The 26516-nt window shown below is 68.1% G+C and carries 25 protein-coding genes; 18 read left to right on the forward strand and 7 right to left on the reverse strand.

Annotation, left to right across the window (positions count from 1 at the left end; genetic code table 11):
- Window positions 1-12: 12 nt before the first annotated feature.
- Window positions 13-393 carry a VOC family protein gene (locus tag Q8N10_RS09040; protein ID WP_304781908.1) on the forward strand — a complete coding sequence of 127 codons (381 nt, stop codon included), beginning with the start codon at window positions 13-15 and terminating at the stop codon, window positions 391-393.
- Between the two features lie 269 nt (window positions 394-662).
- Here the strand turns inward: Q8N10_RS09040 and Q8N10_RS09045 are convergent, their stop codons facing one another.
- Window positions 663-1352: a glutathione S-transferase family protein gene (locus Q8N10_RS09045; RefSeq protein ID WP_304781905.1), complete on the reverse strand. Its 690-nt coding sequence runs from the start codon at window positions 1350-1352 to the stop codon at window positions 663-665.
- 166 nt (window positions 1353-1518) lie between these two features.
- Between Q8N10_RS09045 and Q8N10_RS09050 the strand changes: the two genes are divergently transcribed.
- Entirely contained in the window at window positions 1519-1926 is a 408-nt protein-coding gene (locus Q8N10_RS09050) for a GFA family protein (protein WP_304781901.1), read from the forward strand.
- Window positions 1927-2475: 549 nt separating this feature from the next.
- Here the strand turns inward: Q8N10_RS09050 and Q8N10_RS09055 are convergent.
- Entirely contained in the window at window positions 2476-2898 is a 423-nt protein-coding gene (locus Q8N10_RS09055; RefSeq protein WP_371133897.1) for a DUF2200 domain-containing protein, read from the reverse strand.
- Between the two features lie 73 nt (window positions 2899-2971).
- Complete coding sequence (locus tag Q8N10_RS09060; protein ID WP_304781894.1) at window positions 2972-4285, reverse strand: cytochrome P450; 1314 nt, start codon at window positions 4283-4285, stop codon at window positions 2972-2974.
- Window positions 4286-4441: 156 nt separating this feature from the next.
- Between Q8N10_RS09060 and Q8N10_RS09065 the strand changes: the two genes are divergently transcribed.
- The 3 genes from Q8N10_RS09065 (at window position 4442) to Q8N10_RS09075 (ending at window position 6471) form a co-directional block, all read left to right on the forward strand.
- Entirely contained in the window at window positions 4442-5197 is a 756-nt protein-coding gene (locus tag Q8N10_RS09065; RefSeq protein ID WP_304781891.1) for a hypothetical protein, read from the forward strand.
- A gap of 98 nt (window positions 5198-5295) precedes the next feature.
- Complete coding sequence (locus Q8N10_RS09070; protein ID WP_304781889.1) at window positions 5296-5946, forward strand: glutathione S-transferase family protein; 651 nt, start codon at window positions 5296-5298, stop codon at window positions 5944-5946.
- Between the two features lie 105 nt (window positions 5947-6051).
- Window positions 6052-6471, forward strand: a complete 420-nt coding sequence (locus Q8N10_RS09075) for a hypothetical protein (RefSeq protein WP_304781886.1) — start codon at window positions 6052-6054, stop codon at window positions 6469-6471.
- Between the two features lie 43 nt (window positions 6472-6514).
- Here the strand turns inward: Q8N10_RS09075 and Q8N10_RS09080 are convergent, their stop codons facing one another.
- Complete coding sequence (locus Q8N10_RS09080) at window positions 6515-7309, reverse strand: SDR family oxidoreductase (protein WP_304781883.1); 795 nt, start codon at window positions 7307-7309, stop codon at window positions 6515-6517.
- A 252-nt stretch (window positions 7310-7561) separates the two neighbouring features.
- On the opposite strand from Q8N10_RS09080, the gene Q8N10_RS09085 reads away from it, so the two are divergent.
- Entirely contained in the window at window positions 7562-8086 is a 525-nt protein-coding gene (locus Q8N10_RS09085) for a GNAT family N-acetyltransferase (RefSeq protein ID WP_304781879.1), read from the forward strand.
- 71 nt (window positions 8087-8157) lie between these two features.
- Complete coding sequence (locus Q8N10_RS09090) at window positions 8158-9195, forward strand: PLP-dependent cysteine synthase family protein (RefSeq protein ID WP_304781876.1); 1038 nt, start codon at window positions 8158-8160, stop codon at window positions 9193-9195.
- A 68-nt stretch (window positions 9196-9263) separates the two neighbouring features.
- Here Q8N10_RS09090 and Q8N10_RS09095 read toward each other — a convergent pair whose 3' ends face one another.
- Window positions 9264-11333 carry a S46 family peptidase gene (locus Q8N10_RS09095; RefSeq protein WP_304781873.1) on the reverse strand — a complete coding sequence of 690 codons (2070 nt, stop codon included), beginning with the start codon at window positions 11331-11333 and terminating at the stop codon, window positions 9264-9266.
- A 231-nt stretch (window positions 11334-11564) separates the two neighbouring features.
- Between Q8N10_RS09095 and Q8N10_RS09100 the strand changes: the two genes are divergently transcribed.
- From Q8N10_RS09100 to Q8N10_RS09120, 5 genes are read left to right on the forward strand one after another with little or no spacing between them, the layout of a single operon-like run.
- Window positions 11565-12707: an ABC transporter permease gene (locus Q8N10_RS09100; RefSeq protein WP_304781871.1), complete on the forward strand. Its 1143-nt coding sequence runs from the start codon at window positions 11565-11567 to the stop codon at window positions 12705-12707.
- Complete coding sequence (locus Q8N10_RS09105; RefSeq protein ID WP_304781868.1) at window positions 12704-13459, forward strand: ABC transporter ATP-binding protein; 756 nt, start codon at window positions 12704-12706, stop codon at window positions 13457-13459. Before Q8N10_RS09100 ends, Q8N10_RS09105 begins: the two co-directional genes overlap by 4 nt.
- A gap of 4 nt (window positions 13460-13463) precedes the next feature.
- On the forward strand, window positions 13464-14423 hold the full coding sequence (locus Q8N10_RS09110) for an HlyD family secretion protein (protein ID WP_304781865.1): 960 nt from the start codon (window positions 13464-13466) through the stop codon (window positions 14421-14423).
- A gap of 47 nt (window positions 14424-14470) precedes the next feature.
- On the forward strand, window positions 14471-14704 hold the full coding sequence (locus Q8N10_RS09115; protein WP_304781861.1) for an antitoxin: 234 nt from the start codon (window positions 14471-14473) through the stop codon (window positions 14702-14704).
- Window positions 14704-15102 (forward strand): type II toxin-antitoxin system VapC family toxin, encoded by a 399-nt coding sequence (locus tag Q8N10_RS09120; RefSeq protein ID WP_304781858.1) that lies wholly within the window; start codon window positions 14704-14706, stop codon window positions 15100-15102. The genes Q8N10_RS09115 and Q8N10_RS09120 overlap by 1 nt, the downstream gene beginning before the upstream one ends.
- 30 nt (window positions 15103-15132) lie before the next feature.
- Here the strand turns inward: Q8N10_RS09120 and Q8N10_RS09125 are convergent, their stop codons facing one another.
- Complete coding sequence (locus tag Q8N10_RS09125; protein ID WP_304781855.1) at window positions 15133-17223, reverse strand: ATP-binding protein; 2091 nt, start codon at window positions 17221-17223, stop codon at window positions 15133-15135.
- A 178-nt stretch (window positions 17224-17401) separates the two neighbouring features.
- Here Q8N10_RS09125 and Q8N10_RS09130 point away from each other — a divergent pair, with 178 nt between their 5' ends.
- The 4 genes from Q8N10_RS09130 to Q8N10_RS09145 all read left to right on the forward strand — a co-directional run bounded on the left by Q8N10_RS09130 (window position 17402) and on the right by Q8N10_RS09145 (window position 22957).
- Complete coding sequence (locus Q8N10_RS09130) at window positions 17402-18307, forward strand: SDR family NAD(P)-dependent oxidoreductase (RefSeq protein WP_304781853.1); 906 nt, start codon at window positions 17402-17404, stop codon at window positions 18305-18307.
- 158 nt (window positions 18308-18465) lie between these two features.
- Complete coding sequence (locus tag Q8N10_RS09135) at window positions 18466-19890, forward strand: MFS transporter (RefSeq protein ID WP_304781850.1); 1425 nt, start codon at window positions 18466-18468, stop codon at window positions 19888-19890.
- Window positions 19891-20032: 142 nt separating this feature from the next.
- Window positions 20033-21472 carry an MFS transporter gene (locus Q8N10_RS09140; protein WP_304781848.1) on the forward strand — a complete coding sequence of 480 codons (1440 nt, stop codon included), beginning with the start codon at window positions 20033-20035 and terminating at the stop codon, window positions 21470-21472.
- A gap of 78 nt (window positions 21473-21550) precedes the next feature.
- Entirely contained in the window at window positions 21551-22957 is a 1407-nt protein-coding gene (locus tag Q8N10_RS09145) for an MFS transporter (RefSeq protein WP_304781845.1), read from the forward strand.
- A 141-nt stretch (window positions 22958-23098) separates the two neighbouring features.
- Here Q8N10_RS09145 and Q8N10_RS09150 read toward each other — a convergent pair whose 3' ends face one another.
- A complete protein-coding gene (locus tag Q8N10_RS09150; RefSeq protein WP_305663901.1) occupies window positions 23099-24217 on the reverse strand; it encodes an Mrp/NBP35 family ATP-binding protein in 1119 nt (372 codons plus the stop codon).
- A 125-nt stretch (window positions 24218-24342) separates the two neighbouring features.
- On the opposite strand from Q8N10_RS09150, the gene hflK reads away from it, so the two are divergent.
- Both hflK and hflC read left to right on the forward strand, forming a co-directional pair.
- Window positions 24343-25539 (forward strand): FtsH protease activity modulator HflK, encoded by a 1197-nt coding sequence (gene hflK, locus Q8N10_RS09155; RefSeq protein ID WP_304781839.1) that lies wholly within the window; start codon window positions 24343-24345, stop codon window positions 25537-25539.
- On the forward strand, window positions 25536-26426 hold the full coding sequence (gene hflC / locus Q8N10_RS09160) for a protease modulator HflC (RefSeq protein WP_304781836.1): 891 nt from the start codon (window positions 25536-25538) through the stop codon (window positions 26424-26426). The genes hflK and hflC overlap by 4 nt, the downstream gene beginning before the upstream one ends.
- Window positions 26427-26516 lie beyond the last annotated feature (90 nt).

Raw genomic sequence — 26516 nt, forward strand, 5'->3', positions numbered from 1 at the left:
AGGAGATGCGGGATGAGCGCAGCCGTGAACGGACAGCCGGTGGCCTTTATCCAGGTCACGGAGCGCGAGCGGGCCATGGACTTCTATTGCGGCAAACTCGGCCTGCCGCTTCTCAGCGCCGACGCCTTCGGCGACTTCGTCGAGGTCGACGGCGCGCTGCTGCGGATCACCGTGCTCCCCGACTACAAGGCTCACCCCCACCCGGTGTTCGGCTGGAACGTGCCGGACATGGGCGCGGCCGTGCGCGCCCTGCGGGCTCGCGGCGTGGTGTTCACGATCTATGAGGGCATGGGGCAGGACGAGCTGGGGATCTGGTCAGCCCCCGACGGCGGCGCCCAGGTCGCCTGGTTCTCCGACCCCGACGGCAATGTGCTGAGCCTGTCGCGCGCCTAGGGCGGTGGTCGGAGAGGGCTCCTGGAGCGCGTGCGGCCAGTGACGACAGCCTGATCCTTCTCCCCCTGCGGGAGAAGGTGGCCGGTCAGCGACCGGTCGGATGAGGGGTCGCGCTCCGCTCTCAGGACAAGAACTGCCGTCATCCCGGGCGACCCGTAGGGAGACCCGGGATGACGCAGTGGACTTGCTTGAAAGGCCTATCGACCCCTCATCCGACCCTGCTCCGCAGGGCCACCTTCTCCCGCAAGGGGAGAAGGAACCCGTAGCGGCTAGGCCTGCTCGGCGGCCTTGGCCTTTTCCTTGGCGGCCATCTTGGCGATGAGGTCGCGGCGTTCGGCCAGGCCGCGGTGCAGTTCCACCAGGGTGGCGGCGGCGTGCGGGTTCTTCTGGATGGCGGCCCAGTAGGCGGCGACCTTGGGGGAGGCCGGGATGGGGTCTTCGACCCCGACGGTGGGGATCACGTTCTCCACCAGGAACAGGGCCGGGACCAGGGTGCAGTCGGCCATGGTCAGGCGGCCGGAGACCGCGAAGCCATCGGTCCCGATGTAGTGCTCCAGCGCCTTGATCCCGCGGATCACCTGGCCCGAGAGCAGCTTGACGATGTCGGCGCTGCGGGTCGAGGCGCGGCCCTGGCCCGAGAGCATGAACATGTTGTTCATCAGGTAGATGTCGGCGATGCGCGACACCGTGCGGATGGCGGCGGTCTCGCGGGGCGTGGCGCCCAGCATCGAATTCTGGGGATAGATCTCCTCCAGGTACTCAGAGATCACCTCGGATTCCGGGATCACGTCGCCGCCCAGGTCGAGGACCGGAATGCGGGCCAGCGGCGAGGTCTTGTGGAACTCGCCGGTCATGAAGCCCGGCGGCAGTTCGATGGCGATGTCGGAGATGCCCTTGGCGTAGATCTGCATCCGCACCTTGGCGGAATAGGGGGAGAGGTCGCCGGAATAGAGCTTCATGAGATCGTCCTGGAAATGAGCGCCGCGAACGGCCGTTTGAATATGCGCTACAGCTAACGGCGTTTCGCCGGGGGTTCAATGGAGGGGCGCCGTTGCCTTCCCGCGGGCTTCACGCTGTGGTGGGGGCCATGTCTAACAGGCGATGGCTGCAAGGGTTGGAAAGCCGATGACCATACGAACCGGCAGCTGTCTTTGCGGCGCCAGGGCCTATGAGATCGACGGTGATCTGGACGGCGTCTGGGTCTGCCACTGCTCGCTGTGCCGCAAGGCGTCCGGTTCGGTGGGCAACGCGATCCTGATCGTGCCGCTGGACCGCTTCCGGTGGGTGAAGGGGGCGGATCACGGGGTGACCTTCGCCCTGCCCTCCGGATATCCCGTCACCCGCTGCCGAACCTGCGGCACGCCGCTGCCGGCCGAGACCGACGAGACCAACGTCTATCTGACCGCAGGCACCCTGGACGTCCCGCTAGGCAAGGGTGTCCGCACCCACCTGTTCTGCGCCTCCCGGGCTGACTGGGACCGGGACGAGGCTGATGTGCGCTATTTCGAGGAGCGCTCCACGGGGGCGGGGTGAGCTAGAATTCGGTGGGCCCTAGAATTCAGGCCTAAATTCCGTGACAGTGCATTTAATTCCCCTGGGAACTGAGAACCGGCCTGTCAATTGAATGCACTGTCACTGTAATTCGTCACCGTAATTCTTGTGGCCTCGCTTCTTCGGGATAGGTGCTGAGCGGCTTGTCCCTTTCCTCCCTCAAGAGGCGCTGAAGCACTGCGAGCCTGGCCTGGTCGGGTTGCTCTTTGATAAGATCTTCGAAACGCTTGATATTCGCGCTCTTGAGTTCCGTCGGAGTCATGATCAACCGCCGCCGCCAAGCTACCCCTATTGGATAAGCTTCACCGTTATAACCCGAGGAGCGACTTCCACCTAACCGTGTAGGTAATGGCGCGGTGACCACAGCATCTGACCTTATGAGTTATTGTCCGACTTAATAAGTCGGATAGTCGAACGTCCGGTGAGCATCGGCTGGTCCCTCTCTCGCCTGGGGTGAGATTAGCACCCGGCTGCTGACAGCGGCGTGGCGGCAGTGACCTCCGGTGGATGGGCCGCGAGCGAGCCCGCGCCTCAGACCTTGGCGGGCAGGCGGTGCAGGATCTTTTCCATCGCCTTGCCCTTGGCCAGTTCGTCGATGAGCTTGTCGAGGTAGCGGATCTCCCGCATCACCGGGTCGGCGATCGCCTCGACGCGGACGCCGCAGACGACGCCGCGGATGTCGGCGCGGGCTGGATTGAGCGCCGGCGCCTGGGTGAAGAAGCTCTCATAGTCGGTGTCCGCCACCAGCTGGGCGGCGAGGCCTGCCTCATCGTAGCCGGTCAGCCAGTGGATGATCTGGTCGACCTCGGCCTTGGTGCGGCCCTTGCGCTGCGCCTTGGCGACCAGGGCCGGATAAATCTTGGCGACGCTCATCCTGTAGATGCGATGGGTCATCTGATCCTCCACGGCGCTGGCCGGGATCATAAGCATGAGGTCGGTAGCGTCGTCAGGCAAGCACACGACGTCATCCCGGATCAGCCTGCCGGCTGTCCGGGATGACGGGGCTATTGTTCTAAGAGCGAGCCCCCTACAGCTTGCGGGGGATCATAACCTGCATGGACTTGTAGCCCTTGACGAAGGTCGAGGGGACGCGCTGGGGCTCTTCGAGGACCTGGATCTCGGGGAAGCGCGCCAGGATCTCTTCCCAGATGATCTTCAGCTGCAGCTCGGCCAGGCGGTTGCCGACGCAGCGGTGGACGCCGAAGCCGAAGGACAGGTGCTGGCGGGGGCGTTCGCGGTCGATGATGAAGGCGTTGGGGTTCTCGATGACGCTGTCGTCGCGGTTGCCCGAGACGTACCACATGACGACGTTGTCGCCCTTCTTGATGGTCTTGCCGCCCAGCTCGTAGTCCTGGGTCGCCACGCGCTTCATGTGGGCCAGAGGGGTCTGCCAGCGGATGGTCTCCGACACCATCGAGGGGATGAGGTCGGGGTTGGCGCGCAGCTTGGCGAACTGGTCGGGGTTCTTGTTCAGGGCGTAGATCGAGCCGGAGATCGTGTTGCGGGTGGTGTCATTGCCGCCGATGGTCAGCAGGATGATGTTCCCCAGGTATTCGAACTGGTTCATGTCCTTGGTGGCCTCGCCGTGGGCCAGCATGGAGACCAGGTCGCCCTCGGGCGGCTTGGCCTTGCGATCGGCCCACAGGTTCAGGAAGTAGCCGGCATAGGCGGCCATCTCGGCGCGCTTTTCCTCCCAGGTGTCGACGACGCCGTCGCCGGGACGCGACATCACCATGTCCGACCAGCGGGTCAGGTTGCGGCGATCCTCCTGGGGCATGCCGAACAGGGTGGCCAGGGTCATGGCCGTGAGCTCCATCGAGACCTTGTCGACCCAGTCGAAGGGCTCGCCGATCGGCAGGCTGTCGAGGATCATCCCGGCGCGCTCGCGGATCAGGGGCTCCATGATCTTCAGATTGTGCGGTGAGACCGCCGGGCTGACGGTCTTGCGCTGTTCGTCGTGCTTGGGCGGGTCCATGGCGATGAACATGGTCGGGCCCGCTCCGCCGCCGAAGGGGCCGCCGGTCATCTGGGCGCCGCTGGCCACCAGCTTGGCGATCATCTCCTCGCTCGGACCCAGGCTGATGCCGCCCTCCGACGAGAACACCGCGTGGTTGGTGTCGACCGCCATGATGTCGTTGTAGCGGGTGACCGCCCAGTGGGGTTCGAAGTCGCTGGCCGGCTGCCAGTGGACGGGATCCTCGGCCCGCAGGCGCTCGAAGTAGGGCCAGATGGCGTCGTCCCGGAAGAGCTTGGACTGGGCGACGTTCAGGCTCTCGATCGGCAGGGAATAGACCGCGTCGCGGGCGTCCTTGACCGCGTCCAGAGTGGCGCTCTCGCTCATCGGGTATTCCTCGCTTTGGCCAGGGCTTTCGAAGCCTGTTCTCCCACATTTCGCGGCTTGAACAGCGTTCGGCAAGGGCTAGCTGACGGGGGCGTCATTTTTGCGGGCCGGGGGGGTCGTTGACCCGTCCGGGCGGCGACGGTGTAGGCTCGCCCCATGGGTGGGATCATCGAGGCGCGCCGCGACCAGGCCGAGCGGCTGAGGGGCTATTTCGAGGTCCAGCTGCGGTTCGCCGAAATCATCGCCGCCCGGACCTCGCGCGCCCTTTCGGAGACCTGCCTGGAGTTCACCAACCTGCACCGGCGGTTTGGCCTGGGCCGGGTCGAGGTGGGGGCGCCCTCGGCGGCATGGGCGCGCTACGCGGCGGGACTTGAGGACCGCGAGGCGGGACGCCTGGACTGGACCGTGGCCTTCTTCGCCCAGTCGGCGCCCGAGGCGAGCGGAGGGCCGCGGTTCGGCTGCTTCAGCTATGAGCTGGAGGAGGCCGGCGAGGTGGTGCGGATCCACTTCAGCAACCGCGACAGCGACGACGGCGTCGGGCCGCTGGCGCGGGCCAAGATCAACCGCCGCAGGTCCGAGCTGGCCGAGATGTTTCGCCATGTGCGCGCGCACCACCCGGCGGCGCGGACGGCGAAGGGCGGGTCCTGGCTCTACAATCTGGAGGCCTACCGCCGGCTGTTCCCGCCGCACTATGGCGCCTCGGCGTTCGAACCCGAGCGGGTCCGGCTGGACGGGACCTCCAGCTGGGGCCAACTGCTGGACTTCCGCGAGGCCGTGAAGCCCAACCTCCGCCAGGCCCTGCTCGACAACATGGCAGGCATGGATATCGCCGCGCCGTGGCGGGCTTTTCCGATGCGCGCCCTGGGCGCCCGGGCTTCAATCGAACCCTTCCACCAGTTCTACGGCCGCTAGAGGTCGGGCGGGCGGGCGAAAAAACCGGGGGCCGAGTCGCAGGACCCGGTGGCCGCGCGTCCTTGGAAGACGAAGACACCGCGGATGGAGCCCCCCCGATGACCCCCACCCTCACCGCCTTCAAGGCCTCCCCCGATCGCGGCCGGGGCCTGGCCCGTGACATGCGCGTCCGCTGGGCCTTCGAGGAGGTCGGCCAGCCCTACGAGGTGCGGCTGGTGACCTTCGCGCAGATGAAGGCGCCCGCCCACCTGGCCCTGCACCCCTTCGGCCAGATCCCCACCTATGAGGAGGGCGACCTGGCGATCTTCGAATGCGGCGCCATGGTGCTGCATGTCGCCGAGCGCCATGCGGGCCTGCTGCCCGACGAGGCCAACGCCCGGGCGCGCGCCATCAGCTGGATCTTCGCGGCCCTGAGCACCCTGGAGCCGCCGATCACCGAGTGGGAGATCTCGCGGTTCACCGAGCGCGACAAGAGCTGGTTCGGCGAGCGCCTGGCCGCTGTCGAGGACCGCATCCGCACCCGGCTGGGCCAGCTTTCCAGCCGCCTGGGCGACGCTGACTGGCTGGACGGGGATTTCAGCGCGGGCGACCTGATGATGGTGTCGGTGCTGCAGCGCCTGGGCGGTTCGGGCCTGGTGGGGGAGTTTCCGAACCTGGCGGCCTATGTCGCGCGGGCGCAGGCGCGGCCGGCCTACCGGCGGGCGTTCGAGGCGCAGTACGCGGTGTTCCTGGCCGCGTCGCAGGGCTGAGAACAGGTTCAAGCTTGACCTTGGACTCGACAATTCGCCCGCCCCGTTGTCGGATCGGCGTTCTCTGAAACGTCCTTGGAAGGACGAGGCGACGGAGGGCGATCCATGGAGGCAGGCCTAACCGACAAGACCGCCGGGGCGCGGTTCTGGCTGCAGAGCATCGTGGCGCTGCTGGCGGGGTTCGCCGCGGTGGTGGTGCTGTCGCTGCTGGCCGACGCGGTTTTCTACCTGACGGGGGTGTTTCCCGCCACCGGCCAGGCGATGACCGAGATGGGGGATAACCTGCTGGCCCTCTCCTACCGGATGGTGTTTGGAGCCTTCGGGAGCTACGTCGCCGCGCGCCTGGCGCCGGCCCGCCCCATGCTGCACGCCCTGATCCTGGGCGCGGTGGGCGCGGCCTTGGCCGTCCTCGGCGTGGCGACCACCTGGAACATGAACCTGGGGCCGTCCTGGTATCCGATCGCCCTGGTGGTCACCGCGATGCCGATGGCCTGGGTCGGCGGGGTCCTGGGCCGCAAGGGCTGAGCCTTCTCCTCCCCCGCGAACGGGGGAGGAGAAGGCCTCTCGCCTAGGCGTAGTTGGCCAGCGCGTTGCCCGAGGCGTCGCCACAGCCGGAGCCGCCGTCGACCGGGATGATGGCGCCGTTGACGTACTTGGCCTGGTCCGAGGAGAGGAAGAGGCACATGTCGGCGATCTCGTCCTTGGTGCCGTAGCGGCGCATCGGGTTGCGGCTCTTCACGCGCTCCTCGGCCTCGGCGGTCGGGGCCAGGCGGGCCATGCCCTCGGTGTCGGCGATGGGACCGGGCGAGATGGCGTTGACGCGGACACCGCCGGGGCCCCACTCGAGCGCCAGGCACTTGGTCAGCATGTTGATGCCCGCCTTGGCGGCGCAGACGTGGGACTGGAACAGGCTGGCGCGCTCGCCCTGGCCGGCGGTGATGGAGATCAGGGACGCGCCCGGCCGACGCAGGAACTCGAAGGAGGCGCGCAGGACGTTGAAGGTGCCGATCAGGTCGATGTCCACCACGGTCTTGAAGCCGTTGGCGCTCATGCCCAGCGCCGGGGCCACGAAGTTGCCCGCCGCGCCCGACAGTACGATGTCGATCTCGCCGAATTCCGAGTGGGTTCGCTTCAGCGCGGCCTCGACGGCGGCGTAGTCGCGGACGTCGGCGGCGATGCCGATGCAGGGCTTGCCGAAGGTGGAGACCTCCTTGGCGGCGGCGGCGATCTTCTCCTCGCTGCGGCTGATGATGACGACATTGGCGCCGGCGGCGGCGAAGCGCTTGGCGATGCCGAGGTTGATGCCGCTGGAGGCGCCGGCGACGAAGCAGGTCTTGCCGGCGAGTTGGGTGTCTTGGGCCATGGTGTTTCCTCTCGTTCTGTTGGGACGAGCTTAGGGCGGGGTTGCGGGGGGCGGAAGGGTGACCCGGCGTAGCGCTGCTCAAGATGCCCCCTCCTGGGGGAGCTGGCGCGAAGCGCCTGAGGGGGATCTGGGGCGTTGACGCTCCTTCGATCTCGGCTAGCCTCGCCCGATGGCCTGACCCCGGACATCGGCGCCCCGAGCGCCCTCCCCCGCCCCGACGCTGGCGCGTTCCCTCATGTCCGAAGGCTTCCCATGACGCTTCGCCGTATCGCCGCCGCCGACCTCGCGCAGGTCGCGCGCTATCCCTTCACGCTCTCCATCACCGAACCGATGACCGATCCGGCGCGGCTGGCGGAGACCTTCGCGGCCACCGGGTTCTGGACCGACGAGGCCGGCGCCCTGGCTATCGAGGCCGACGGGCGTTTGGTGGGGACCTGCCAGTTCTATCGCGCGGCGCCCTGCATCCACGGGCTGGAGCTGGGCTACATCGTGCACGACCCCGCCGACCGGGGCCGCGGCCTGGCGGCGCCGGCGGTGCGCGCCTTCTCCGACCTGCTGTTCTCCGAGCGGCCAGGCGTCTATCGCCAGCAGCTGATCATCGAGACCTGGAACACCGCCTCGTGGAGGCTGGCCGAACGCTGCGGCTTTACCCGCGAGGGGCTGCTGCGCAGCGCCGGGTTCGGCGAAGGCGATCCGGCCGACTGCCTGATCTATTCCCGCACCCGCAAGGACTGGCGGGAGGAGATGACCACGACGATGGGGGTGGCCTTCGACTGATCGGGGTTGTGGCGCCCTGGGCGCTGGACCTAGGTTGCGCGCCATATCGTCCGCCAACCCTGGAGGCCCAGATGGCCCGTTATCAGAACATCCTCGAAACCATCGGCCGCACGCCTGTCGTGCGGATCAACAAGCTGGGCCCCGAGGGCGTGAACCTGTGGGTCAAGGTCGAGGCCTTCAACCCGCTGGGCTCGGTCAAGGACCGCCTGGCCCTGGGCGTCATTGAGGCCGCGGAAAGGTCCGGCGCCCTGAAGCCCGGCCAGACGGTGATCGAGGCCACCAGCGGCAACACCGGCATCGGCCTGGCCATGGTCTGCGCCCAGAAGGGCTATCCCCTGGTGGTGACCATGGCCGAGAGCTTCTCGGTGGAGCGGCGCAAGCTGATGCGGTTCCTGGGGGCGAAAGTGGTCACCACGCCGGCGGCTCTGCGCGGCACCGGCATGGTGGCCAAGGCGGTTGAGCTGGCGCAGAAGCACGGCTGGTTTCTGACCCGGCAGTTTGAGAACGAAGCCAACCCGGACATGCACGCGCGCACCACCGCCGTTGAGATCCTGGAGGACTTCGCGGGCGAGAGCCTGGACTACTGGGTGACCGGCTATGGCACCGGTGGGACGCTGAGGGGAGTGAGCCGCGTGCTGGCGGAGAAGAGCCCCGGCACCAAGATCATCGTCTGCGAGCCGGAGGACGCCCAGCTGCTGGGCAGCGGCGCGGAGCAGGCGCGCAATCCCGACGGCTCGGCCGCCTCCGGCCACGCCGCCTGGAAACCCCACCCCATGCAGGGCTGGACCCCCGACTTCATTCCGAAACTGACCGGCGACGCGGTGGCCGACATCGACCAGATCATCGCCATCCCCGGCCCCGAGGCCATGGCCATGAGCAAGAGGCTGGCCGACCAGGAGGGCATCTTCGTCGGCATCACCTCGGGGGCGACCTTCGCCGGGGCGCTCAAGGTGGCGGCCAGCGCGCCCAAGGGCTCCAACATCCTGTGCATGCTGCCCGACACCGGGGAGCGCTACCTGTCGACCCCGCTGTTCGCCGACGTGCCGGTGGAGATGACGCCAGACGAGCAGTCGATCTTCGACTCCACGCCGCTGGGGAAGCCGGCGTAGGCAGCCGCGACGGCGAGGTCCGGCCGACCCTTTCCTCCCCCGCTGCGCAGGGGAGGAAAAAGGAGCGGTTATTTCCCCGTCAGCTCCTTCACCAGGGCCGCCTGGCCGTAGACTTTTTCCAGGGCCTCCGTGGCCGCTGAGGTGGCCACCACCACCGTGCGGTTGATCGTGCCGTCGTAGCCGTAGTTGCCGCCGAGGGAGTGGATGTTGCCGTCGAAGGCGGCGCCCAGGATCTCGGCCTTGGCGTTCAGCACCGGCGAGCCGGAGTTGCCGCCGATGATGTCGTTGGTGGTGACGAAGTTGTACACCGTGGCCGGGTTCAGCCGGTCCTTGGCGGCCACCCAGCGGGGGGCGAGCTGGAAGGGCTCGGCGCCCGTCGCGCGGTCATAGAGGCCGGCGAAGGTGGTGAAGGGCGGGATGGTCACGCCGCGGTGGGTCCAGCCGGCGACCTTTCCGTAGGACAGGCGCAGGGTGAAGGTCGCGTCGGGATAGACCGCGTCGCCATAGGCGGCGAACTTGGCCCGGGCGATGCGCTCGGCGGCGCGGTCGGTGGGGCCGCTGACCTCGGTCTCCCAGGCGGTGCGGACCTCGCGGGCGGCGGGGTCGATCCGCAGGGCGAGCTGGATCATGGGATCGGTCGACGCCAGGATGGCGGGCAGGCCGCCGTCCCAGAGGCGCTTGCGCTCGGCGGGGTCGGCGAGCTTGGTCCCGGCCACCAGACGGGCGGCCATGGCCTCGGGGCTCTCCTTGCCCAGCAGCTGCTTCACCGCCGCGTCGTCGACGGTGAGATACTCGCGGGTGTTGGACAGCCAGAAGCCGAGATAGAGCTGCTCCAGGGCGGCGTCCACCGGCTGTTCGTCGAGGATCTGCTTGGCCATGAGGGCCAGGCCCGCATCGCCGTATTCCGGCAGGCGCTCGGCCGAGGGCTTGGCGCGTTCCTGCCCGGCGCGGACCAGTTCGCGGGCGAACAGGAAGAGCTCCGACAGCGATCCGGCGCCGCTTTCCAGCTGGCGCAGGCGCAGGAAGCGGTCGGCATAGGGGCCCTGGACCTTGGCGATCTCGCCCCAGGGGTCGCCGATGTCGGCGGCCAGCTTGGGATCGGCGGCGACCTTGGCGCGCAGCTCGGCCTCGGCGGCGCGCTTGGCCTCCATGAAGGCCGGGTCGTTGAGGGCGAACTGGCGGCCGTAGAAGACCTTAAAGCTGTTCTCGACCCCGAACAGGGGATCGGTGGCGATACGCTTGGATTCCGCGTCGCGCTCACCAAAGGCGATCAGCCGGCCGCGCAGTTCCGAGCGCTGCAGCTGACCGATGGGCAGGGCCAGGTCGCGCTGGGTCTGCAGCTGGGCGACCGTCAGCATGCGGTCGGTGCCGCCGGGATTGCCGGACACGAAGGTGACCTCGCCGTCCTTGGGGGCCCGGCTCTGCCAGATCAGGTGCTGGGGCGAGGCGATGGGCTTGCCGTTCTCGTACAGGCGCAAGAAGGCGGTATCGAGGTTGAAGCGCGGGAAGTTGAAATTGTCCGGGTCGCCGCCGAAGAAGGCCGTCGCGATCTCCGGGGCGAAGACCAGGCGGACGTCGGAGTATTTGCGGTACTTGTAGAGCTTGTACTGGCCGCCCCGGTAGAGGGTGACCAGCTGGCAGCGGACGGCCTCGTCATTGCCGCAGGCGGCGGTCTCGGCCGCGCCCTTGGCGGCGTCGCGCGCCTTGACGAAATCGAGCCCGGTCTTGCCGGCGGTGGCCTTGCCGATGTCGCCGGTGAGGTCGGTGATGGAGACCAGGACCTCGGCCTGCATGCCGGCGCACTTCTTCTCCTCGGTCCGGGCGGTGGTGAGGAAGCCGTCCTTCACATAGTCGGTCTTGCCGTCCGACAGGCTCTGGACGCAGTCGACGACGCAGTGGTGGTTGGTGAAGACCAGGCCTTGCTTGGACACCAGGGAGGCCGAGCAGCCGCTGGTGAGGCGCACGGAGGCGGCCTGGACGCGGTCGAGCCACTTCTGGTCGGTCTTGACGCCATAGGCCTGGGCCACCTTGGCGGCCGGGAAGTTGTCGAAGGTCCACATGCCTTCGTCGGCGAGGGCCGGGGCGGCGGAGAGGGCGATGGTGGCGGCGAGCGCGCCGCCCAAGGTCTGTCGAAGCATGAACATCCCGATGAGGTTTCGCGAGCCACGGGGGAGGTCGCGGGGTGGCGATCCGTAACAATGTAACAGCCCCATGGCTAGGGGCTTTTGCGATCAATGGCTTAGCCGAGGTCCGGCTGGAAAGTTACTTATAATTCATGTGATTAGACCCCGAAAACCGCCGCCTTACAGGGTTTTAACTAGGCTCCCGACGGTCCCGCGCACACATGCTGGCGCCGTTGGAGGGACGTCATGTCACTGGCCCTGGCCACCCTGATCTATGAATGGCGCCGGTACATGGCCGCCGTGATCGCGCTGGCCTTTTCGGGCCTGCTGATCCTGGCCCAAGTCGGCATGTTCACCGGGATCGTCAAGGGCGCCACGGCCACCATCGACCGCTCCCGCGCCGATATCCTGGTGCTGGGCGCCAAGTCGGAAAGCCTGATCAATTCGGGTCCCTCGGGCCTGCCGCGCCGCATCCAGCCGCAGCTCTATCTGAACCCCGACGTGGTGGAGGTGGCCAGCTTCGACGGCGACGGGGCCCGCTGGACCAACCGTCCACCCCCAGGGAAGAAGGCGGTCACCACCTTCGTCCAGGTCAATATGGTCGACACCCGCCCCGGCGCGGTGACCCTGCCCACCGACTATTCCGAAACCGTCCGCGTCGCCCTGCAGGAGCCCTATGCGGTGGCCATCGACCGCAGCGCCCTGGCGCGGCTGGGGGTCAAGCCCGGCGACAGCGCCGCCCTGAACGGCAAGTCGGTGCATGTCCGCGCCATCCTGGAGGGCTATCCCGACATCAACCAGCCGTCCGTCGTGGTGTCGCGCGACACCATGCGTCTGCTGGGCATGGGGGAGAAGGGCGACAAGACCGGCCCGCTGATGGTGCGCATCAAGGACCCGGCCCAGGCCGAAGTGGTGCGCGACACCCTGAACGCCAACGCCGACGGCGCCTATCGCGCGTGGACCCGCGACGAGCTTTCCAAGGCCAATGAGGGCGCCCTGATGAAGGAGCAGATCATCGGGGTGATGCTGGGCTTCTCGGTGTTCCTGGGCTTCCTGATCGGGGTGGGGATCACCTCCCAGACCCTGCGCGGGGCGATCCTGGCCAATATCAAGGAATTCGCCAGCCTGCGGGCGCTGGGAGTCTCCATGCCTTCGCTGCGCCTGATCGTGGTGGAGCTGTCCTTCTGGGTGGGGATCGTGGGACTCGCGGCCACCGCCCTGCTGACCTTCGGCATCTCGCTGCTGGCCAAGAGCGCCGGCCTGCCCATGGGCTTCCCCATCGGCTGGATCACCGGGGTCGCCATCCTGCTGATGCTGATCTCCATGGCCTCGGGCCTGATGGCCATGGGCATCCTGAAGAAGAGCCAACCCGCGGACCTGCTGCGATGAGCCAGACCTCCGGTATCCCCGGCGCCCACGCCCTGGTGGCCAAGGGCCTGACCAAGCGGTTCAAGACCGGCCGCACCCATATCGAGGTGCTGAAGGCCGTCGATTTCGACGCCCTGCACGGCGACGTGACCATGGTCATGGGGCCTTCGGGTTCGGGCAAGTCGACCCTGGTGGCGACCCTGTCAGGCCTGCTGAAACCCGACGAGGGGTCGGTGAGCGCCATGGGCGAGAACCTGTGGAAGCTGCGCCCCGGCCAGATCGACAGGTTCCGCCTGGACCACTGCGGCTTCATCTTCCAGGGCTTCAACCTGTTCGGCGCGCTGTCGGCCCTGCAGCAGGTGACCATCATCCTGAAGTACAAGGGCTTCGCGCCGGCCGAGGCCCGCGCCCGAGCCGAGATCGCGCTGGCCGAGGTGGGTCTTTCCAAGCGCATGCACCAGCGCCCCTCCGAACTGTCCGGCGGCGAGAAGCAGCGGGTGGCCATCGCGCGCGCCCTGGCCAAGGAGCCGCATCTGCTGTTCGCCGACGAGCCCACCAGCGCGCTGGACGGCGAGAACGGCCAGATCGTCATCCAGCTTCTGCAGCGGGCGGCCAAGAGCCACGGCGCCGCGGTGATCTGCGTGACCCACGACCCGCGGCTGGAAGCCTATGCCGACCGCATCATCCACATCGAGGACGGGGCCATTCTGGACGACCGGCGCACGACGCCGGAGCCCAGCGCGGCCAAGACCCCTGAGCTCATCGGAGCCTAAGACCATGTTCGCCTTCCTCCGCCGCCACGTCGTCTGGGCCGTGGTTCTTGTGCTCGGTCTCGCCGTCGCCGGCGGGCTCCTGCTGAACAGCCAGGCCAAGGCCCAGAAGGCGGAAGCGGCCAAGGTCGCCGCCGCCAAGGCGCCCAAGAGCCCCTTCGTCGCCATCGCCAACGGCAAGGCCGACGTCGAGGGCGGCATGATCCAGGTGGCCGCGCGCCGCGCCGGGATCGTGCGCGAGGTGCTGGTGAGCGAGGGCGACCGCGTCACCAAGGGCCAGGTCCTGGCCCGCCAGGAGGACGATCAACCGCGGCTGGCCGCCGCCCAGGCCGCCGCCGCCGTGCGCCAGGCCCGCGCCCAGATGGCGATGACCCAGGTGCAGCTCTCCACCGCCCAGCGCGAGCGGGCCCGGCTGCAGGGCCTGGTGGCCACCAACTTCGTGGCCGGCCAGCGGCTGGACCAGGCGCAGGACAGGATCGCCGAGGCCCAGGCCACCCTAGAAGCCCAGCGCGCCTCCGTCGCCACCGCCCAGGCGGCCCTCGCACAGGCCCGCTACGAGCAGGAGCAAACCATCATCCGCGCCCCGGCCGACGGTCGCATCGCGCGGCGCTACGCCAATCCGGGCGCCGGCGCCTCGACCCTGAACGTGTCGACCATGTTCGACCTGGAGCCCGTCGCGCCGCACATCGTGCGCGCCGAGATCGCCGAGGGCGCCCTGCCCTTTGTCCGCATCGGCCAGGCGGTGCAGATCGCGCCTGAGAGCGACCCCACCAAGGTCTATCGCGGCACGGTGCTGCGCCAGGCCGCGGTGTTCGGCGCCCGTAAGCTGGTCTCCGACGACCCCACCGAACGCACCGACGACCGGGTCGTCGAGGTGGTGGTGAGCGCCGACAACGCCCCGTTCCTGATCGGCCAGCGGGTGCTGGTGAAGTTCCTGCGCGGGACGGAGATGGCGTCGGCGAACTAGGATCGGTAGCGTTGGCATAGGCCTTGGCATAGGCTATGCGTAGCGCCATGACCGTCCATCGCCACGTCAAGCTGTTCAAGAATGGGCGCAACCAGGCCGTCCGTATTCCCCGTGAGTTCGAGTTGCCGGGGGAAGACGCCATCATGCACCGGGACGGCGATCGGCTGATCATCGAGATCGCGCCGCCGAAGTCTTTGCTCGCCGTCCTGGCCGGGCTGTCGTCCCTGGACGAGGACTTCCCGCAGATCGACGATCCGGTCCCGGACGCCGTCGATCTCTGATGCGGAGCCTGCTGGACACCAACATCCTCTCTGATCTCGTCCGCAATCCTCAGGGACGGATCGCCGCGCGGATCGCCGAGGTCGGCGAAGACGCCATCTGCACCAGCGTGATCGTGGCGGCCGAGCTTCGGTTTGGCGCCGCCAAGAAGGGTTCGGAGCGTTTGACAACCCAACTCGAAATGGTCCTGGGCGCCCTCGATATTCTGCCATTTGAAGCCCCCGCCGACAGAGCTTACGGCGAACTGCGCGCACGGCTCGAAGCGGCGGGAACCCCCATCGGTGGCAATGACATGCTGATCGCCGCCCATGCGATTTCGTTGGGCCACGTCCTCATCACCGACAACGAAGGCGAGTTCGGCAGGGTCAGCGGACTGACGTTGGTGAATTGGCTTCGCTGAGGCTTTCGCCCTTCGCGAGGAGGACCACCCTTAAGCCGCCAGCACCTCGCCGTCGGCGTCGCGGCCGATCCAGCGGGCCAGGCAGTCGTTGAGGGCCTGGATGCTAACGGGCTTGCCGACGCTGTCGACCATGCCGGCCTCGAGCATCCTGGCGACCTGCTCGGGCATGACGTCGGCGCTCATGGCGATGACCGGGGTCATGCCGACCGGGCCCCCCAGGGCGCGGATGGCGCGGGTGGCGGCCAGGCCGTCGACGACGGGCATGTGGACGTCCATCAGGATGGCGTCGTAGCGGCGGGTCCGGGCGGCCTCGATCGCCTCGCGGCCATCGCAGGCGATGTCGGCGGTGCAGCCCAGCAGGCTGAGAATCGCCACCCCGAGCTCGCGGTTCATGGGGTGGTCGTCCACCAGCAGGATGTGAGCGCAGAGCCCCTGTTCCCCACTCTGATCGGCGGCGGGCTCGGCGATGGCCTCGGCGCGGGCCATGGGGATTTCCAGCCAGAAGGTGGAGCCCTGGCCGGGGGTCGATTCCACCGCCACCTTGCCGCCCATCAGGTCCACCAGGCCCTTGCAGATGGCCAGGCCCAGGCCGGTGCCGCCGTGGGTGCGGCTGACCGAGGAATCCACCTGGCTGAAGCGCAGGAACAGGCGCTCGGCGGCGGCCGGTGCGATACCGGGACCGGTGTCGGTGACGGCGATGCGGACCAGGTCCTGCTCGCCCTGGGACACCACCGACAGGGCCAGGGTGACGCCGCCGGCGTCGGTGAACTTGACCGCGTTGTTGAGCAGGTTGAGCAGCACCTGGCCCAGGCGGTGGTCGTCGCAGACGTGGGCCGCGCCGGCCACGCCCTGGAAGGTCATGGCCAGGGTCAGGCCCTTGCGCTGGGCGCCGTCGGCCACGATCGCCATGACCGACTGGCAGGCCTGGGCCAGGTCCACGGGCTTGGGGTCCAGGTCGATGCGGCCGGCCTCCACCTTTGAGAAGTCGAGGATGTCGTTGACCACGGTGAGCAGGGCGCCGCCGGAGCGTTCGATCAGGCCGATCTGATGGCGGCTGTCGGCGGGCAGGTCGTCGCGCCGCTCCAGCACCTGGGCGAAGCCGATGATGGAGTTCAGCGGCGTGCGGATCTCGTGGCTCATGGCCGCCAGGAACTCGGTCTTGGCCACCGACGCCGCCTGGGCCCGGTCGCGGGCGCGCATGTAGCTGGCCGAGCGGCGCGCCAGGATCTGGCGCAGGCGCTGCTGGTGGGTGGCCATCAGGGCGGCGATGAGACCGGTGGCGAAGACCATGGCCAGGTAGACCTGGCTCAGGGTGATCCGGTGGTTGAGGCTCTCGTGATCGGTCATCAGGCCTGGCGGGGCCTGGTGGACGCCGAGCGGCAGCATGACCGTGCAGGTGAGCGCCATGGCCAGGATGACGGCGCGGGGGCCCATCCGCAGGCCCACCAGGGTGATGGCCGGGAAGGCGACGAACAGGGCTACGGCGCTGAACGGGGTGAAGACCGCCGCCGCCATGCCCGCCATCAGCAGATAGGCGCAGAGCTGCTCCCAAGGCGGGGTCCGCATCAGGCTGGCGCGACTGCGGGCCAGCAGCAGGATGGCGGGCAGGACCAGGCCCATGCCGAGGAACTTGGCCGGCAGGCGGTTGGCCAGCATGCTGATCGGGAACTCGCCGTGCAGCATCCAGGCGCCGATCCCCAGCAGCAGCCACCCGGCCAGCAGCACCGGCAGCAGAGCCAGGAAAATCAGGCCGGCGAACCGGCTGGGGGTGGTGAGCCGCACCACGCCGATCCGGCGCGCCAGTCCGGCGACGCAGACAGCCTCGACCGTGTTCAGCACCGAGAAGCCGACGGCGTCCACCGCCGACACGCGAAACAGCAGGATGACGGCGACCTGGAGGCCGAATCCGGTGGCCAGGATGGGCAGCCGCCAGCGGGAGGGCAGCAGCAACAGGCCGCCGATGACGAAGGCGTTGGCCGTCCAGATGGTGTCGATGCCGCCGGCCTGCTGGCGCAGGACGTTGGTCAGCCAGAGGTTGGCGACGTAGCAGAGGCAGAGCACCAGCGCCAAGGCGGCGTGCCGGTTGCGACTGATGGTCTTGATCATGTCGACGCCCGGCACTGCAACATCCTGAACTAACCCTAAACTGGGGGTCGCCAAGGAACCGTTAAGCACAGAGGATATTCCAAAATCCGAACCGCGGCGCCAACCGTCCCGGGCACAGGCGGCGGCTTGACCTCGTCTCTCCCGCGCCGCACAAACCGCGCGAAATCCTGACCCTCTTTCTGGAGAGACTTCCATGGCGGACATCCGCTTCGACGGCAAAGTGGCGATCGTCACCGGCGCGGGCGGCGGCCTGGGCAAGCAGCATGCGCTGGAGCTGGCGCGTCGCGGGGCCAAGGTCGTCGTCAACGACCTGGGCGGCTCGATGGACGGTTCGGGCGGCTCGTCCGCCGCCGCCGACGCCGTGGTCGAAGAGATCAAGGCCCTGGGCGGCGAAGCCATCTCCAACGGTTCGTCGGTCACCGACGACGCCGGCGTCGCCCACATGGTCAAGCAGACCATGGACCAGTGGGGCCGCATCGACGTGCTGATCGCCAACGCCGGCATCCTGCGCGACAAGAGCTTCGCCAAGATGACCATGGAAGACTTCGAGCTGGTGCTGAACGTCCACCTGATGGGCACAGTCAAGCCGACCAAGGCCGTCTGGGAGATCATGCGCGAGCAGAACTACGGCCGCATCGTCGTGACCACCTCGTCGTCAGGCATGTACGGCAACTTCGGCCAGTCCAACTACGGCGCCGCCAAGCTGGGCATCATCGGGTTCATGAACACGATCCGCCTCGAGGGCCAGAAGAACAACATCCACATCAACGCCATCAGCCCGGTCGCCGCCACGCGCATGACCGAGAACCTGATGCCCCCCGCTATCCTGGAAAAGCTGAAGCCGGAATATGTGACGCCGGGCGTCGTCTACCTGGCCTCGGAGGAAGCCCCCACCGGCGCGATCCTGACCGCCGGCGCGGGCGCCTTCGCGCTCACCCGCCTCTATGAAACCGAGGGCGTCTACCTCGGCGAGGGCGGGCTGTCGGTGGAAGAGGTGCGCGACAACTGGTCCAAGATCTCCGATCCGGCCGGCCAGCAGGCCTATCTGAACGGCGGCGAGCAGAGCGGGAAGTTCTTCCGCAAGATGCAGGGCGGCTAGGGTCACACCCCACCGCGTTCGATCTCGGGGCGGCTCCAGCAGGGGCCGCCCTTTTTCGTTGCACTGATTTCGCTTGCTCCACCCTGCCTAATCGCGCGTAACCTGGGGGTATGCACGCCCCCGCAAGAGCGGCGATCCATCAGGAACAGGGACCTTACATGAGCGACTCTTCGGTGGTGAGCGCGCGGCGCCTGCCGCTCTCCACGGCCATGGCCTTCGCGGCCACCAGCCTGCCCATCTCCGCCGTCGCCATCGCCATCTCGGTCTACCTGCCCCGCCACTATGCGAGCCACCTCGGCATCGACCTGGCCCTGGTGGGGGCGGCCTTCTTCATCGTGCGCATGATCGACATCCCGGTGGACGGCCTGCTGGGCTGGACCATGGACAAGACCCGGACGCGCTGGGGCCGATACCGGGTCTGGACGATCCTCGGGGCGCCGGTGCTGATGGCCGGCATCTACTTCCTGTTCATGCCGCCGGAGGGCGTGGGACGAACCTATCTGATCGTGTGCCTGCTGGTGATGTACCTGGGCAACTCGATCCTGGCCCTGTCGCACGCGGCCTGGGCCGCGACGCTCGCCCCTCACTATGACGACCGCTCGCGGCTGTTCGGCATCATGACCGCCATCGGCGTCCTGGGGGCGGCCTCGATCCTGGCCATTCCGATCATCAACGAGGCCCGCGGTGCGTCGGATGCCGGCAACATCTCCACCATGGGCTGGTTCATCTTCGTGCTGACCCCGATCGCCACGGCTCTGGTGATCTGGCGCACGCCCGAGAAGATCGCGCCCGAGGTTCCCGGCCACGCCTTCCGCCTGCGCGACTACGGCGCCCTGATCACCCGCCCCTCGTTCCTGCGCATCCTGCTGGCCGACCTGTGCCTGTCGCTCGGCCCGGGCTGGATGAGCGCGCTGTACCTGTTCTTCTTCACCGACAGCCGCGGGTTCACCACCGGCCAGGCGAGCATCCTGCTGGCGGTCTACATCCTGGCCGGGTTCGCCGGCGCGCCGCTGATGGGGCGGCTGGCCACCAAGATCTCCAAGCACCGCGCGGTGATGGTGGCCACCACGGTCTATTCCCTGGTGCTGATCTCGCTGATGGCGATCCCGCAGGGCAATATGCTGATCGGGGCGATCCCGATGTTCATGGCCGGCTTCATGGCCGCGGGCTTCAACGTCCTGACCCGCGCCATGACCGCCGACGTCGCCGACGAGGTGCGCCTGGAACAGGGCAAGGAGCGTTCGGGCCTGCTCTACGCCATCACCGTCATGACCACCAAGATCGCCGGCGCCTTCTCCATCGGCCTGACCTTCTGGGTGCTGTCCAAGGTGGGCTACCTGGCCGCCGACGGCGCGCAGAACACGCCCGAGGCGATCCATAACCTGGAGCTCGCCTATCTGATCGGGCCGGTGGTCTTCGTGATGCTGGGGGGCGCCTGCATGATCGGCTACAAGCTGGGAGCCGACCGCCACGCCGAAATCCGGGCCGAACTGGACGCCCGCGACGCCCTCTATGACGAGGCGCCTATCCTCGAGAGCGTGACCGGCGAGGCCGCGATCCCGACGCCGCCCCGGGCCGACTGACAGCTGCACGCGGCGCCGGTCGGAATCCCCGGCCGGCGCCCGCGAAACCGCTTGCTTCAGCACAGGTGATCAAGCGTAACCTACGCGCAAGACTCAAGCCTCCGACAAGTGTGTGCTGGGTGTGCGCGGAGGATTGCGAAACTTGACCCAAGCCAGCACGGCGAGCCCGTCGGGGCGCCTATCGCTCGGAACCATATTGGCCTTCGCCGGGACCAGCCTGCCGCTGTCGGCCCTGGCGATCGCCATCTCGGTCTACCTGCCCCGCTACTTCGCCAGCCACATCGGCGTCGAGCTGGCGGTGGTTGGCGCGGTCTTCGCCCTGGTGCGCGCCATCGACATCCCGCTGGACCCGGCGCTGGGCATGATCATGGACCGCACGCGGACCCGCTGGGGCCGCTACCGGATCTGGACGGTGATCGGCGCGCCGATCCTGATGATCGCCCTGATCATGCTGTTCCAGGCGCCTGAGGGCTCGGGGCAGCTCTATCTCGGGGGCTGGCTGCTGATCATGTACCTGGGCACCTCGATACTGGGCCTGTCGCACTCGGCCTGGGCCGCGACGCTGGCCACCAACTATCACGAGCGCTCGCGCATCTTCGCGGTGATGACGGCGGTGGGGGTGCTGGGTTCGGTCCTCGTCCTGGTGATCCCCATCGTCCTGGAGCAGCAGGGGCTGACGGACGCCCAAGGTGTCCAGGCCATGGGCTGGTTCATCATCGGCCTGACACCGGTGGCGGTCGCCCTGGTGGTTTGGCGGACGCCCGAGAAGATCACCGTCGACGTCGGCGGCAAGCATTTCAATCTGCACGACTACTGGGCGCTGATTTCCCGCCCCAACATGATCCGCATCCTACTGGCCGACCTCTGCCTGGCGCTCGGTCCCGGCTGGATGGCGGCGCTCTACCTGTTCTATTTCAAGGACGCCCGGGGCTTCTCCACCTCCGAGGCCAACATCCTGCTGCTGGTCTATATCCTGGCCGGCTTCGCGGGCGCCCCGTCGGTCGGCTGGCTGGCCAACAGGATCAGCAAGCACCGGGCGGTGATGGTCACCACCACCGGCTATTCGCTGATGCTGATGATGGTGGGCTTCCTGCCGAAGGGCAGCATGATGCTGGCCCTGCCGGCGATGTTCATGGCCGGGTTCCTGGCCGCGGGCTTCGGGGTCATGACCCGGGCGATCACCGCCGACATCGGCGACGAGGTCCGGCTGGACGGCGGCAAGGAACGGATCGGCCTGATCTACGCCCTGACCGTCCTGACCGGAAAAGTGGCGGGCGCCTTCTCGATCTTCCTGACCTTCACCGTGCTGGCCCGGGTCGGCTACAACGCCAAGGAGGGCGCCACCAACACCGCCCAGGCGATCCACAACCTGGAGCTCGCCTATCTGATCGGCCCCATCGTCTTCGTCATGCTCGGGGGCGCCTGTTTCATCGGTTACAAACTGGACGCCACCAGCCACGCGGAGGTCCGGCGCAAGCTGGAGGAACGCGACGCCCTCTATGACGAGGCGCCCATCATCGAGAGCGTGACCGCGACGCCGGGCAATATTCTGCCCATCGAGCCGGACGCTTCGCGACCCTGACGTCTTTTCCGCGCCACCCGGCGCACCTGAGTTTTTTCAAGCCGGCGCATTCTGCGCCACCCCATTACGGAGCTTTCCATGGCGGTTTCGTCCCCAACGCAGCGCATATCGCTGCCAGTCGCCCTATCCTTCGCCTCCACAGCCTTGCCCATCGCGGCCATCGGCCTGGTGATGGGTGTCTACCTGCCGCGGTTCTTCGCCGGACACCTCGGCCTGTCCATGGTGGCGGTGGGCGCGGCGATCACCATCGTGCGCCTGATCGACCTGGCCGTAGATCCCCTGCTGGGCATGGCCATGGACCGGACCACCTCGCGCTGGGGCCGCTACCGTCCCTGGCTGGCCGTAGGCGCCCCCCTGGTCATGGCTGCTGTCTACATGCTGTTCATGGCCGACACCGGTGTCAGCGAGGGCTATATCATCGGCTGGCTGCTGGTGCTGTTCCTCGGGATCTCCATCGTCACCCTGGCCCAGGCGGCCTGGGGCGCGGCCCTGGCCACGGACTACAATGACCGGTCCCGGGTCTATGGCGTGATCAGCGCCGTGGGGGTCATCGGCGCCGTCGCGATCCTGGTGGTGCAACTGTCGGTGAAGGGCACCTTCGCCGAGAGCGTCCACGCCATGGGGTGGTTCTGCATCATCCTGCTGCCCATCACGGTGGCGCTCTGCATCTGGATCAGCCCCGAGCGCGTCGCCCCGAAGACTGCGGGCGTGCACGCCAGCTTCGCCGACTACTGGAAGCTGATCACCCGGCCGGAGATGATCCGGTTGATCATCGCCGACTTTGTGATGGCGCTCGGTCCCGGCACCACGGCGGCGCTCTATCTGTTCTTCTTCCACGACGCCCGGGGCTACACGACGGCCCAGACCTCGTTCCTGCTGATCTTCTACATCGCCGCGGGCCTGGCCGGCGCGATGTTCTGGAGCTGGACGGCCCAGAAGCTGGGCAAGCACCGCACGCTGATGCTGACCTCGGTCTGCTACGCGGTCACCCAGTCGATGCTGATGATCATCCCGCCCGCCACCATGTCCCTGGCCATCCCCGCCATGTTCGCGGTCGGCTTCGTCTCCTCCGCCTTCGTGCTGATCGTCCGCGCCATGGTCGCCGACGTAGCCGACGAGGTGCGGCTGGAGACCGGCGAGGAGCGGGCCGGCCTGCTCTACGCGCTCGTGACCACCACCCAGAAGATCGGCTCGGCGCTCACCGTGGGCATCAGCTTCACCGTGCTGGGCATGGTGGGTTACAACGCAGCCGAGGGCGCCGTGAACACGCCTGCGGCCATCCGTGGCCTGGAGCTCTGCTACGTCTTCGCGCCCATCATCCTGGTGTTCTTCGGCGGGGCCTGCTTCATCGGCTGGAAGCTCGACGCCGCGCGCCACGGCGAGGTGCGCCGCCAGCTCGACCTGCGTGACGCCCTGGCGGCCGAGGCCGGCGTCCTGGCCACCGCCTCGGGCGTGGCGGTGCCGGACGCGAACGTCAGGCCGTAGCGCGCCTTAGAGCCTGATCCGTTGAGGTGGAATCGCTTCGCGATTCCGCCGATGCGGCGGATCAGGCTCCAGAAATAAGCGAGAGTATGATTCACGCTTGAGCCGGGACCGCTGCGCGGTTCCGTCTCAAGCGGTCTTGTTCTAGAGCAGGGCCTTGGCGATCTGATTGAAGACGTTGGCCGCGGGGCTCTGAGGGGCCGCCGCGGTCACCGGCCTGCCGTCGTCGCAGGCCTGGCGCAGGGCCTGATCCAGGGGGATTTCCCCCAGCAGGGGCAGGCCCAGCTTCGCCGCCTCCGCCTTGCCCCCGCCCTCGCCGAAGATCGGGATGCGGGCGCCGGTGGCGGGGTCGGGGAAGTAGGACATGTTCTCCACGAACCCCAGGATCGGGGTGTTGGTCTTCTGGAACATGGCCACGGCGCGGCGGGCGTCGATGAGGGCGATTTCCTGGGGGGTGGAGACGATGACCACCCCGTCCAGCTTGATCTTCTGAACCAGGGTCAGCTGGATGTCGCCGGTGCCGGGCGGCATGTCCACCACCAGAATATCCAGGGGCTCGGCCTCGGTTCCCCATCCCACGTCGTTGGCCATCTGGCGCACGGCCGAGGAGGCCATGGGGCCGCGCCAGATCATTGGGGCGGCCTCGTCCACCAGGAAGCCGATGGACATCACCTTCATGCCCCAGGCCTCCAGCGGGATCAGCTTCTTGTCGGGACCAAAACCCGGGTCGCCATCGACCCCCAGCATGCGCGGCGCCGACGGCCCATAGATGTCGGCATCCAGCAGGCCAACCCTCAGGCCCATGGCGGCGAAGGCGGCGGCCAGGTTCACGGAGATGGTGGACTTGCCCACCCCGCCCTTGCCACTGGCCACGGCGATGACGCGGCGGACGTGGTCAGGACGGACGGCGTCCACCGGCGGCTTGGGCGCGGCCGCCGGGTCCTGGGTCACGCGGGCGCCCTTGACCACGCGGGTCACGCCGGGCGCGGGCGGCGGCGGCTGGTCGGCCTCCACGGTCAGCATCACCGTCGCCTGGGCGACGCCGTCGACACGGGCCAGGGCCCGCTCGGCCTCCGCCCGGGTGGGCTCATAGAGGGGGATATCGGCCGCCGCCACCTCCAGCACGAAGCTGGCGCGGCCAGGCGCCAGGGTCAGGCCGTGGACCAGGCGGGCTGAGACGAGACCCTTGCCGGTCTTGGGATCCAGCACCCGATCCAGGGCGGCCAGCACAACGGCGCGTTCGGGGGCGGTTTCGGAGATCATGACACCCGTGTGTCTTGCTTTGCGAGCTTGCGCGCCTCATATCCGGCTGACAGCGCCGGTTTACAAGCCCGACGACAGGCGGCCCTTCGCCGCCGCGCCGAGACAAAGAAGCAGACGACGCGACCATGCCCTGGAACGACAATGCGAACCCCGGCCCCTGGGGCTCTCCGCCATCCGGCGAGGGCGGTGGTGGCGACAAGCAGCCCCCCAAGAACCAAGGCCCGCAAGGCGGCGGCCCGCGCCGTCCCGGCGGCGGCGGCGGTCCGGGCGGTCCGGATATCTCGGCCACTCTTGAGCGGTTGATCGCGCAGCTGCGCGGCATGTTGGGTGCCGGCGGTCCGGGCGGCGACCGAATCCGTCCCGGCGCGATCGCCGCCGTGGCGGGCGCGGGCTTCGCCCTGTGGGCCTTGTCGGGCGTCTATATCGTCCAACCCAACGAGGCGGCGGTGGTCACGACCTTCGGCGCCTATTCGCGTTCGGAAACCCCCGGCCTTCGCTATCACCTGCCCATGCCCATCGAGCGCGTGGAGAAGGTGGCGGTCACCAGCCTGAACCGCATCGACATCGGCGGATCGGCCGGCGCTGACGTGCCGGAAGAAAGCCTGATGCTGACCGGCGACGAGAACATCGTGAACCTGGACTTCAGCGTCACCTGGCGCGTGGCCGACGCGGCCAAGTACGTCTTTACCGTCCGCGACCAGGAAGACGCCGTCAAAGCCGTGGCCGAGAGCGCCATGCGCGAGGTGGTGGGCAAGACCACCCTGCAGGACATCCTCACCACCGGCCGCGGCCGGGTGCAGAACCAGTCGGCCGAGCTGATGCAGAAGACCCTGGACGGCTGGGGCGCCGGGGTGAGCATCGTCGAGGTGCAGATCCGCAGCGCCAACCCGCCGCAGGAAGTCGTCGCCGCCTTCCGCGAAGTGGCCAACGCCGGCCAGGACGCCGAGAGCGCGGTCAACGAGGCCAACTCCTACCGCAACCGGGTGATCAACGAGGCCAAGGGTGACGCGGCCAAGCTGACCCAGTCGGCCCAGGGTTATCGCGAGCAGTCGGTTCGGGAAGCCATCGGTGAGGCCTCGCGCTTCAGCCAGATCCTGACCGAGTACAAGCGTGCGCCGGGCGTGACCCGCGACCGCCTCTATATCGAGACCATGCAGCGGGTCCTGTCGCGCTCTAACAAGGTGGTCATCGACGGCAAGGGGGCCAGCGCCCCGATCATCCTGCCCCCCGATGTCTTCCGCGCCAAGACGCCCACCGCCCGCGTCGTACCGCAGGCCGAGGGCGGCGAAACCGTCATTCCCAGCCCTGGAGCTCCGCGATGAACCGCCGCCTCACCACCTGGGGTGTCATCGCGCTTGGCGTCCTGATCGTCCTGTTCAACACCCTGTTCATCGTCGAACAGCGCCAGCAGGCCATCGTCGTGCGCTTCGGCGAGCCGGTTCGCGTGATCAACGCGCCTGGCGAGAACGCGCCCGGCCTGAAGATCAAGGCGCCCTTCCTTGAGAACGTCATCAAGCTCGACAAGCGCAACCTGAAGCTCGAGGCCGACCAGGAAGAGGTCATCGCCGCCGACCAGGAGCGCCTGGTGGTGGACGCCTTCGTCCGCTACCGCATCTCCAACCCGCTGCAGTATTACCGGACCCTGCGGGACGAGCGCACGGCCAACGACCGCATCGAGCGGCTGTTGAACTCCTCCCTGCGACAGATCCTCGGCACGGCCAATTCCAGCGACATCATCTCGGGCCGCCGCGGCGCCCTGATGACCCAGACCAAGATCGACGTCGCCAAGCGGGCCAACTCCTCGCGCCTGGGCATCGAGATCATCGACGTGCGGATCAAGCGCGCCGACCTGCCCGCCGCCAACCAGGCGGCCGTCTATCGCCGCATGCAGACCAGCCGCCAGCAGGAGGCCGCTCAGCGCCGCGCCGAGGGCGAACAGAAGAAGCGCGAGATCATCGCCGGCGCCGACAAGGAAGTGGCCATCACGCTCGCCACCGCCACCGAGGAGGCCGAGACCACCCGAGGCGAGGGCGACGCCCAGCGCACCCGGATCTTCGCCCAGAGCTTCGGCCGCGATCCGAGCTTCGCGGCCTTCTACCGCTCGATGTCGGCCTACGAGGCCTCCCTGGGCCAGGGCGACACGACGATGGTGCTGTCCCCCGACAGCGCCTTCTTCAAGTACTTCGAACGCGGCCCGAACGCGCGGTAGATCGTATCGGCCCCTTCTCCCCTTGCGGGAGAAGGTGGCCCTGCGAAGCAGGGTCGGATGAGGGGTCGATAGGCCTCTCGGGATAGGGTT

The sequence above is a fragment of the Phenylobacterium sp. genome (genome assembly GCF_030693625.1).
GTDB classification, from domain to species: domain Bacteria; phylum Pseudomonadota; class Alphaproteobacteria; order Caulobacterales; family Caulobacteraceae; genus Phenylobacterium; species Phenylobacterium ferrooxidans.

Excerpts from the sequence above, each read along its gene's own strand:
- Q8N10_RS09040 (WP_304781908.1), top strand. The coding sequence starts at position 13 with ATGAGCGCAGCCGTGAACGGACAGCCGGTGGCCTTTATCCAGGTCACG.
- Q8N10_RS09045 (WP_304781905.1), bottom strand. The coding sequence starts at position 1,352 with ATGAAGCTCTATTCCGGCGACCTCTCCCCCTATTCCGCCAAGGTGCGG.
- Q8N10_RS09050 (WP_304781901.1), top strand. The coding sequence starts at position 1,519 with ATGACCATACGAACCGGCAGCTGTCTTTGCGGCGCCAGGGCCTATGAG.
- Q8N10_RS09060 (WP_304781894.1), bottom strand. The coding sequence starts at position 4,285 with ATGAGCGAGAGCGCCACTCTGGACGCGGTCAAGGACGCCCGCGACGCG.
- Q8N10_RS09065 (WP_304781891.1), top strand. The coding sequence starts at position 4,442 with ATGGGTGGGATCATCGAGGCGCGCCGCGACCAGGCCGAGCGGCTGAGG.
- Q8N10_RS09070 (WP_304781889.1), top strand. The coding sequence starts at position 5,296 with ATGACCCCCACCCTCACCGCCTTCAAGGCCTCCCCCGATCGCGGCCGG.
- Q8N10_RS09075 (WP_304781886.1), top strand. The coding sequence starts at position 6,052 with ATGGAGGCAGGCCTAACCGACAAGACCGCCGGGGCGCGGTTCTGGCTG.
- Q8N10_RS09080 (WP_304781883.1), bottom strand. The coding sequence starts at position 7,309 with ATGGCCCAAGACACCCAACTCGCCGGCAAGACCTGCTTCGTCGCCGGC.
- Q8N10_RS09085 (WP_304781879.1), top strand. The coding sequence starts at position 7,562 with ATGACGCTTCGCCGTATCGCCGCCGCCGACCTCGCGCAGGTCGCGCGC.
- Q8N10_RS09090 (WP_304781876.1), top strand. The coding sequence starts at position 8,158 with ATGGCCCGTTATCAGAACATCCTCGAAACCATCGGCCGCACGCCTGTC.
- Q8N10_RS09095 (WP_304781873.1), bottom strand. The coding sequence starts at position 11,333 with ATGCTTCGACAGACCTTGGGCGGCGCGCTCGCCGCCACCATCGCCCTC.
- Q8N10_RS09100 (WP_304781871.1), top strand. The coding sequence starts at position 11,565 with ATGTCACTGGCCCTGGCCACCCTGATCTATGAATGGCGCCGGTACATG.
- Q8N10_RS09105 (WP_304781868.1), top strand. The coding sequence starts at position 12,704 with ATGAGCCAGACCTCCGGTATCCCCGGCGCCCACGCCCTGGTGGCCAAG.
- Q8N10_RS09110 (WP_304781865.1), top strand. The coding sequence starts at position 13,464 with ATGTTCGCCTTCCTCCGCCGCCACGTCGTCTGGGCCGTGGTTCTTGTG.
- Q8N10_RS09115 (WP_304781861.1), top strand. The coding sequence starts at position 14,471 with ATGACCGTCCATCGCCACGTCAAGCTGTTCAAGAATGGGCGCAACCAG.
- Q8N10_RS09120 (WP_304781858.1), top strand. The coding sequence starts at position 14,704 with ATGCGGAGCCTGCTGGACACCAACATCCTCTCTGATCTCGTCCGCAAT.
- Q8N10_RS09130 (WP_304781853.1), top strand. The coding sequence starts at position 17,402 with ATGGCGGACATCCGCTTCGACGGCAAAGTGGCGATCGTCACCGGCGCG.
- Q8N10_RS09135 (WP_304781850.1), top strand. The coding sequence starts at position 18,466 with ATGAGCGACTCTTCGGTGGTGAGCGCGCGGCGCCTGCCGCTCTCCACG.
- Q8N10_RS09145 (WP_304781845.1), top strand. The coding sequence starts at position 21,551 with ATGGCGGTTTCGTCCCCAACGCAGCGCATATCGCTGCCAGTCGCCCTA.
- Q8N10_RS09150 (WP_305663901.1), bottom strand. The coding sequence starts at position 24,217 with ATGATCTCCGAAACCGCCCCCGAACGCGCCGTTGTGCTGGCCGCCCTG.
- hflK (WP_304781839.1), top strand. The coding sequence starts at position 24,343 with ATGCCCTGGAACGACAATGCGAACCCCGGCCCCTGGGGCTCTCCGCCA.
- hflC (WP_304781836.1), top strand. The coding sequence starts at position 25,536 with ATGAACCGCCGCCTCACCACCTGGGGTGTCATCGCGCTTGGCGTCCTG.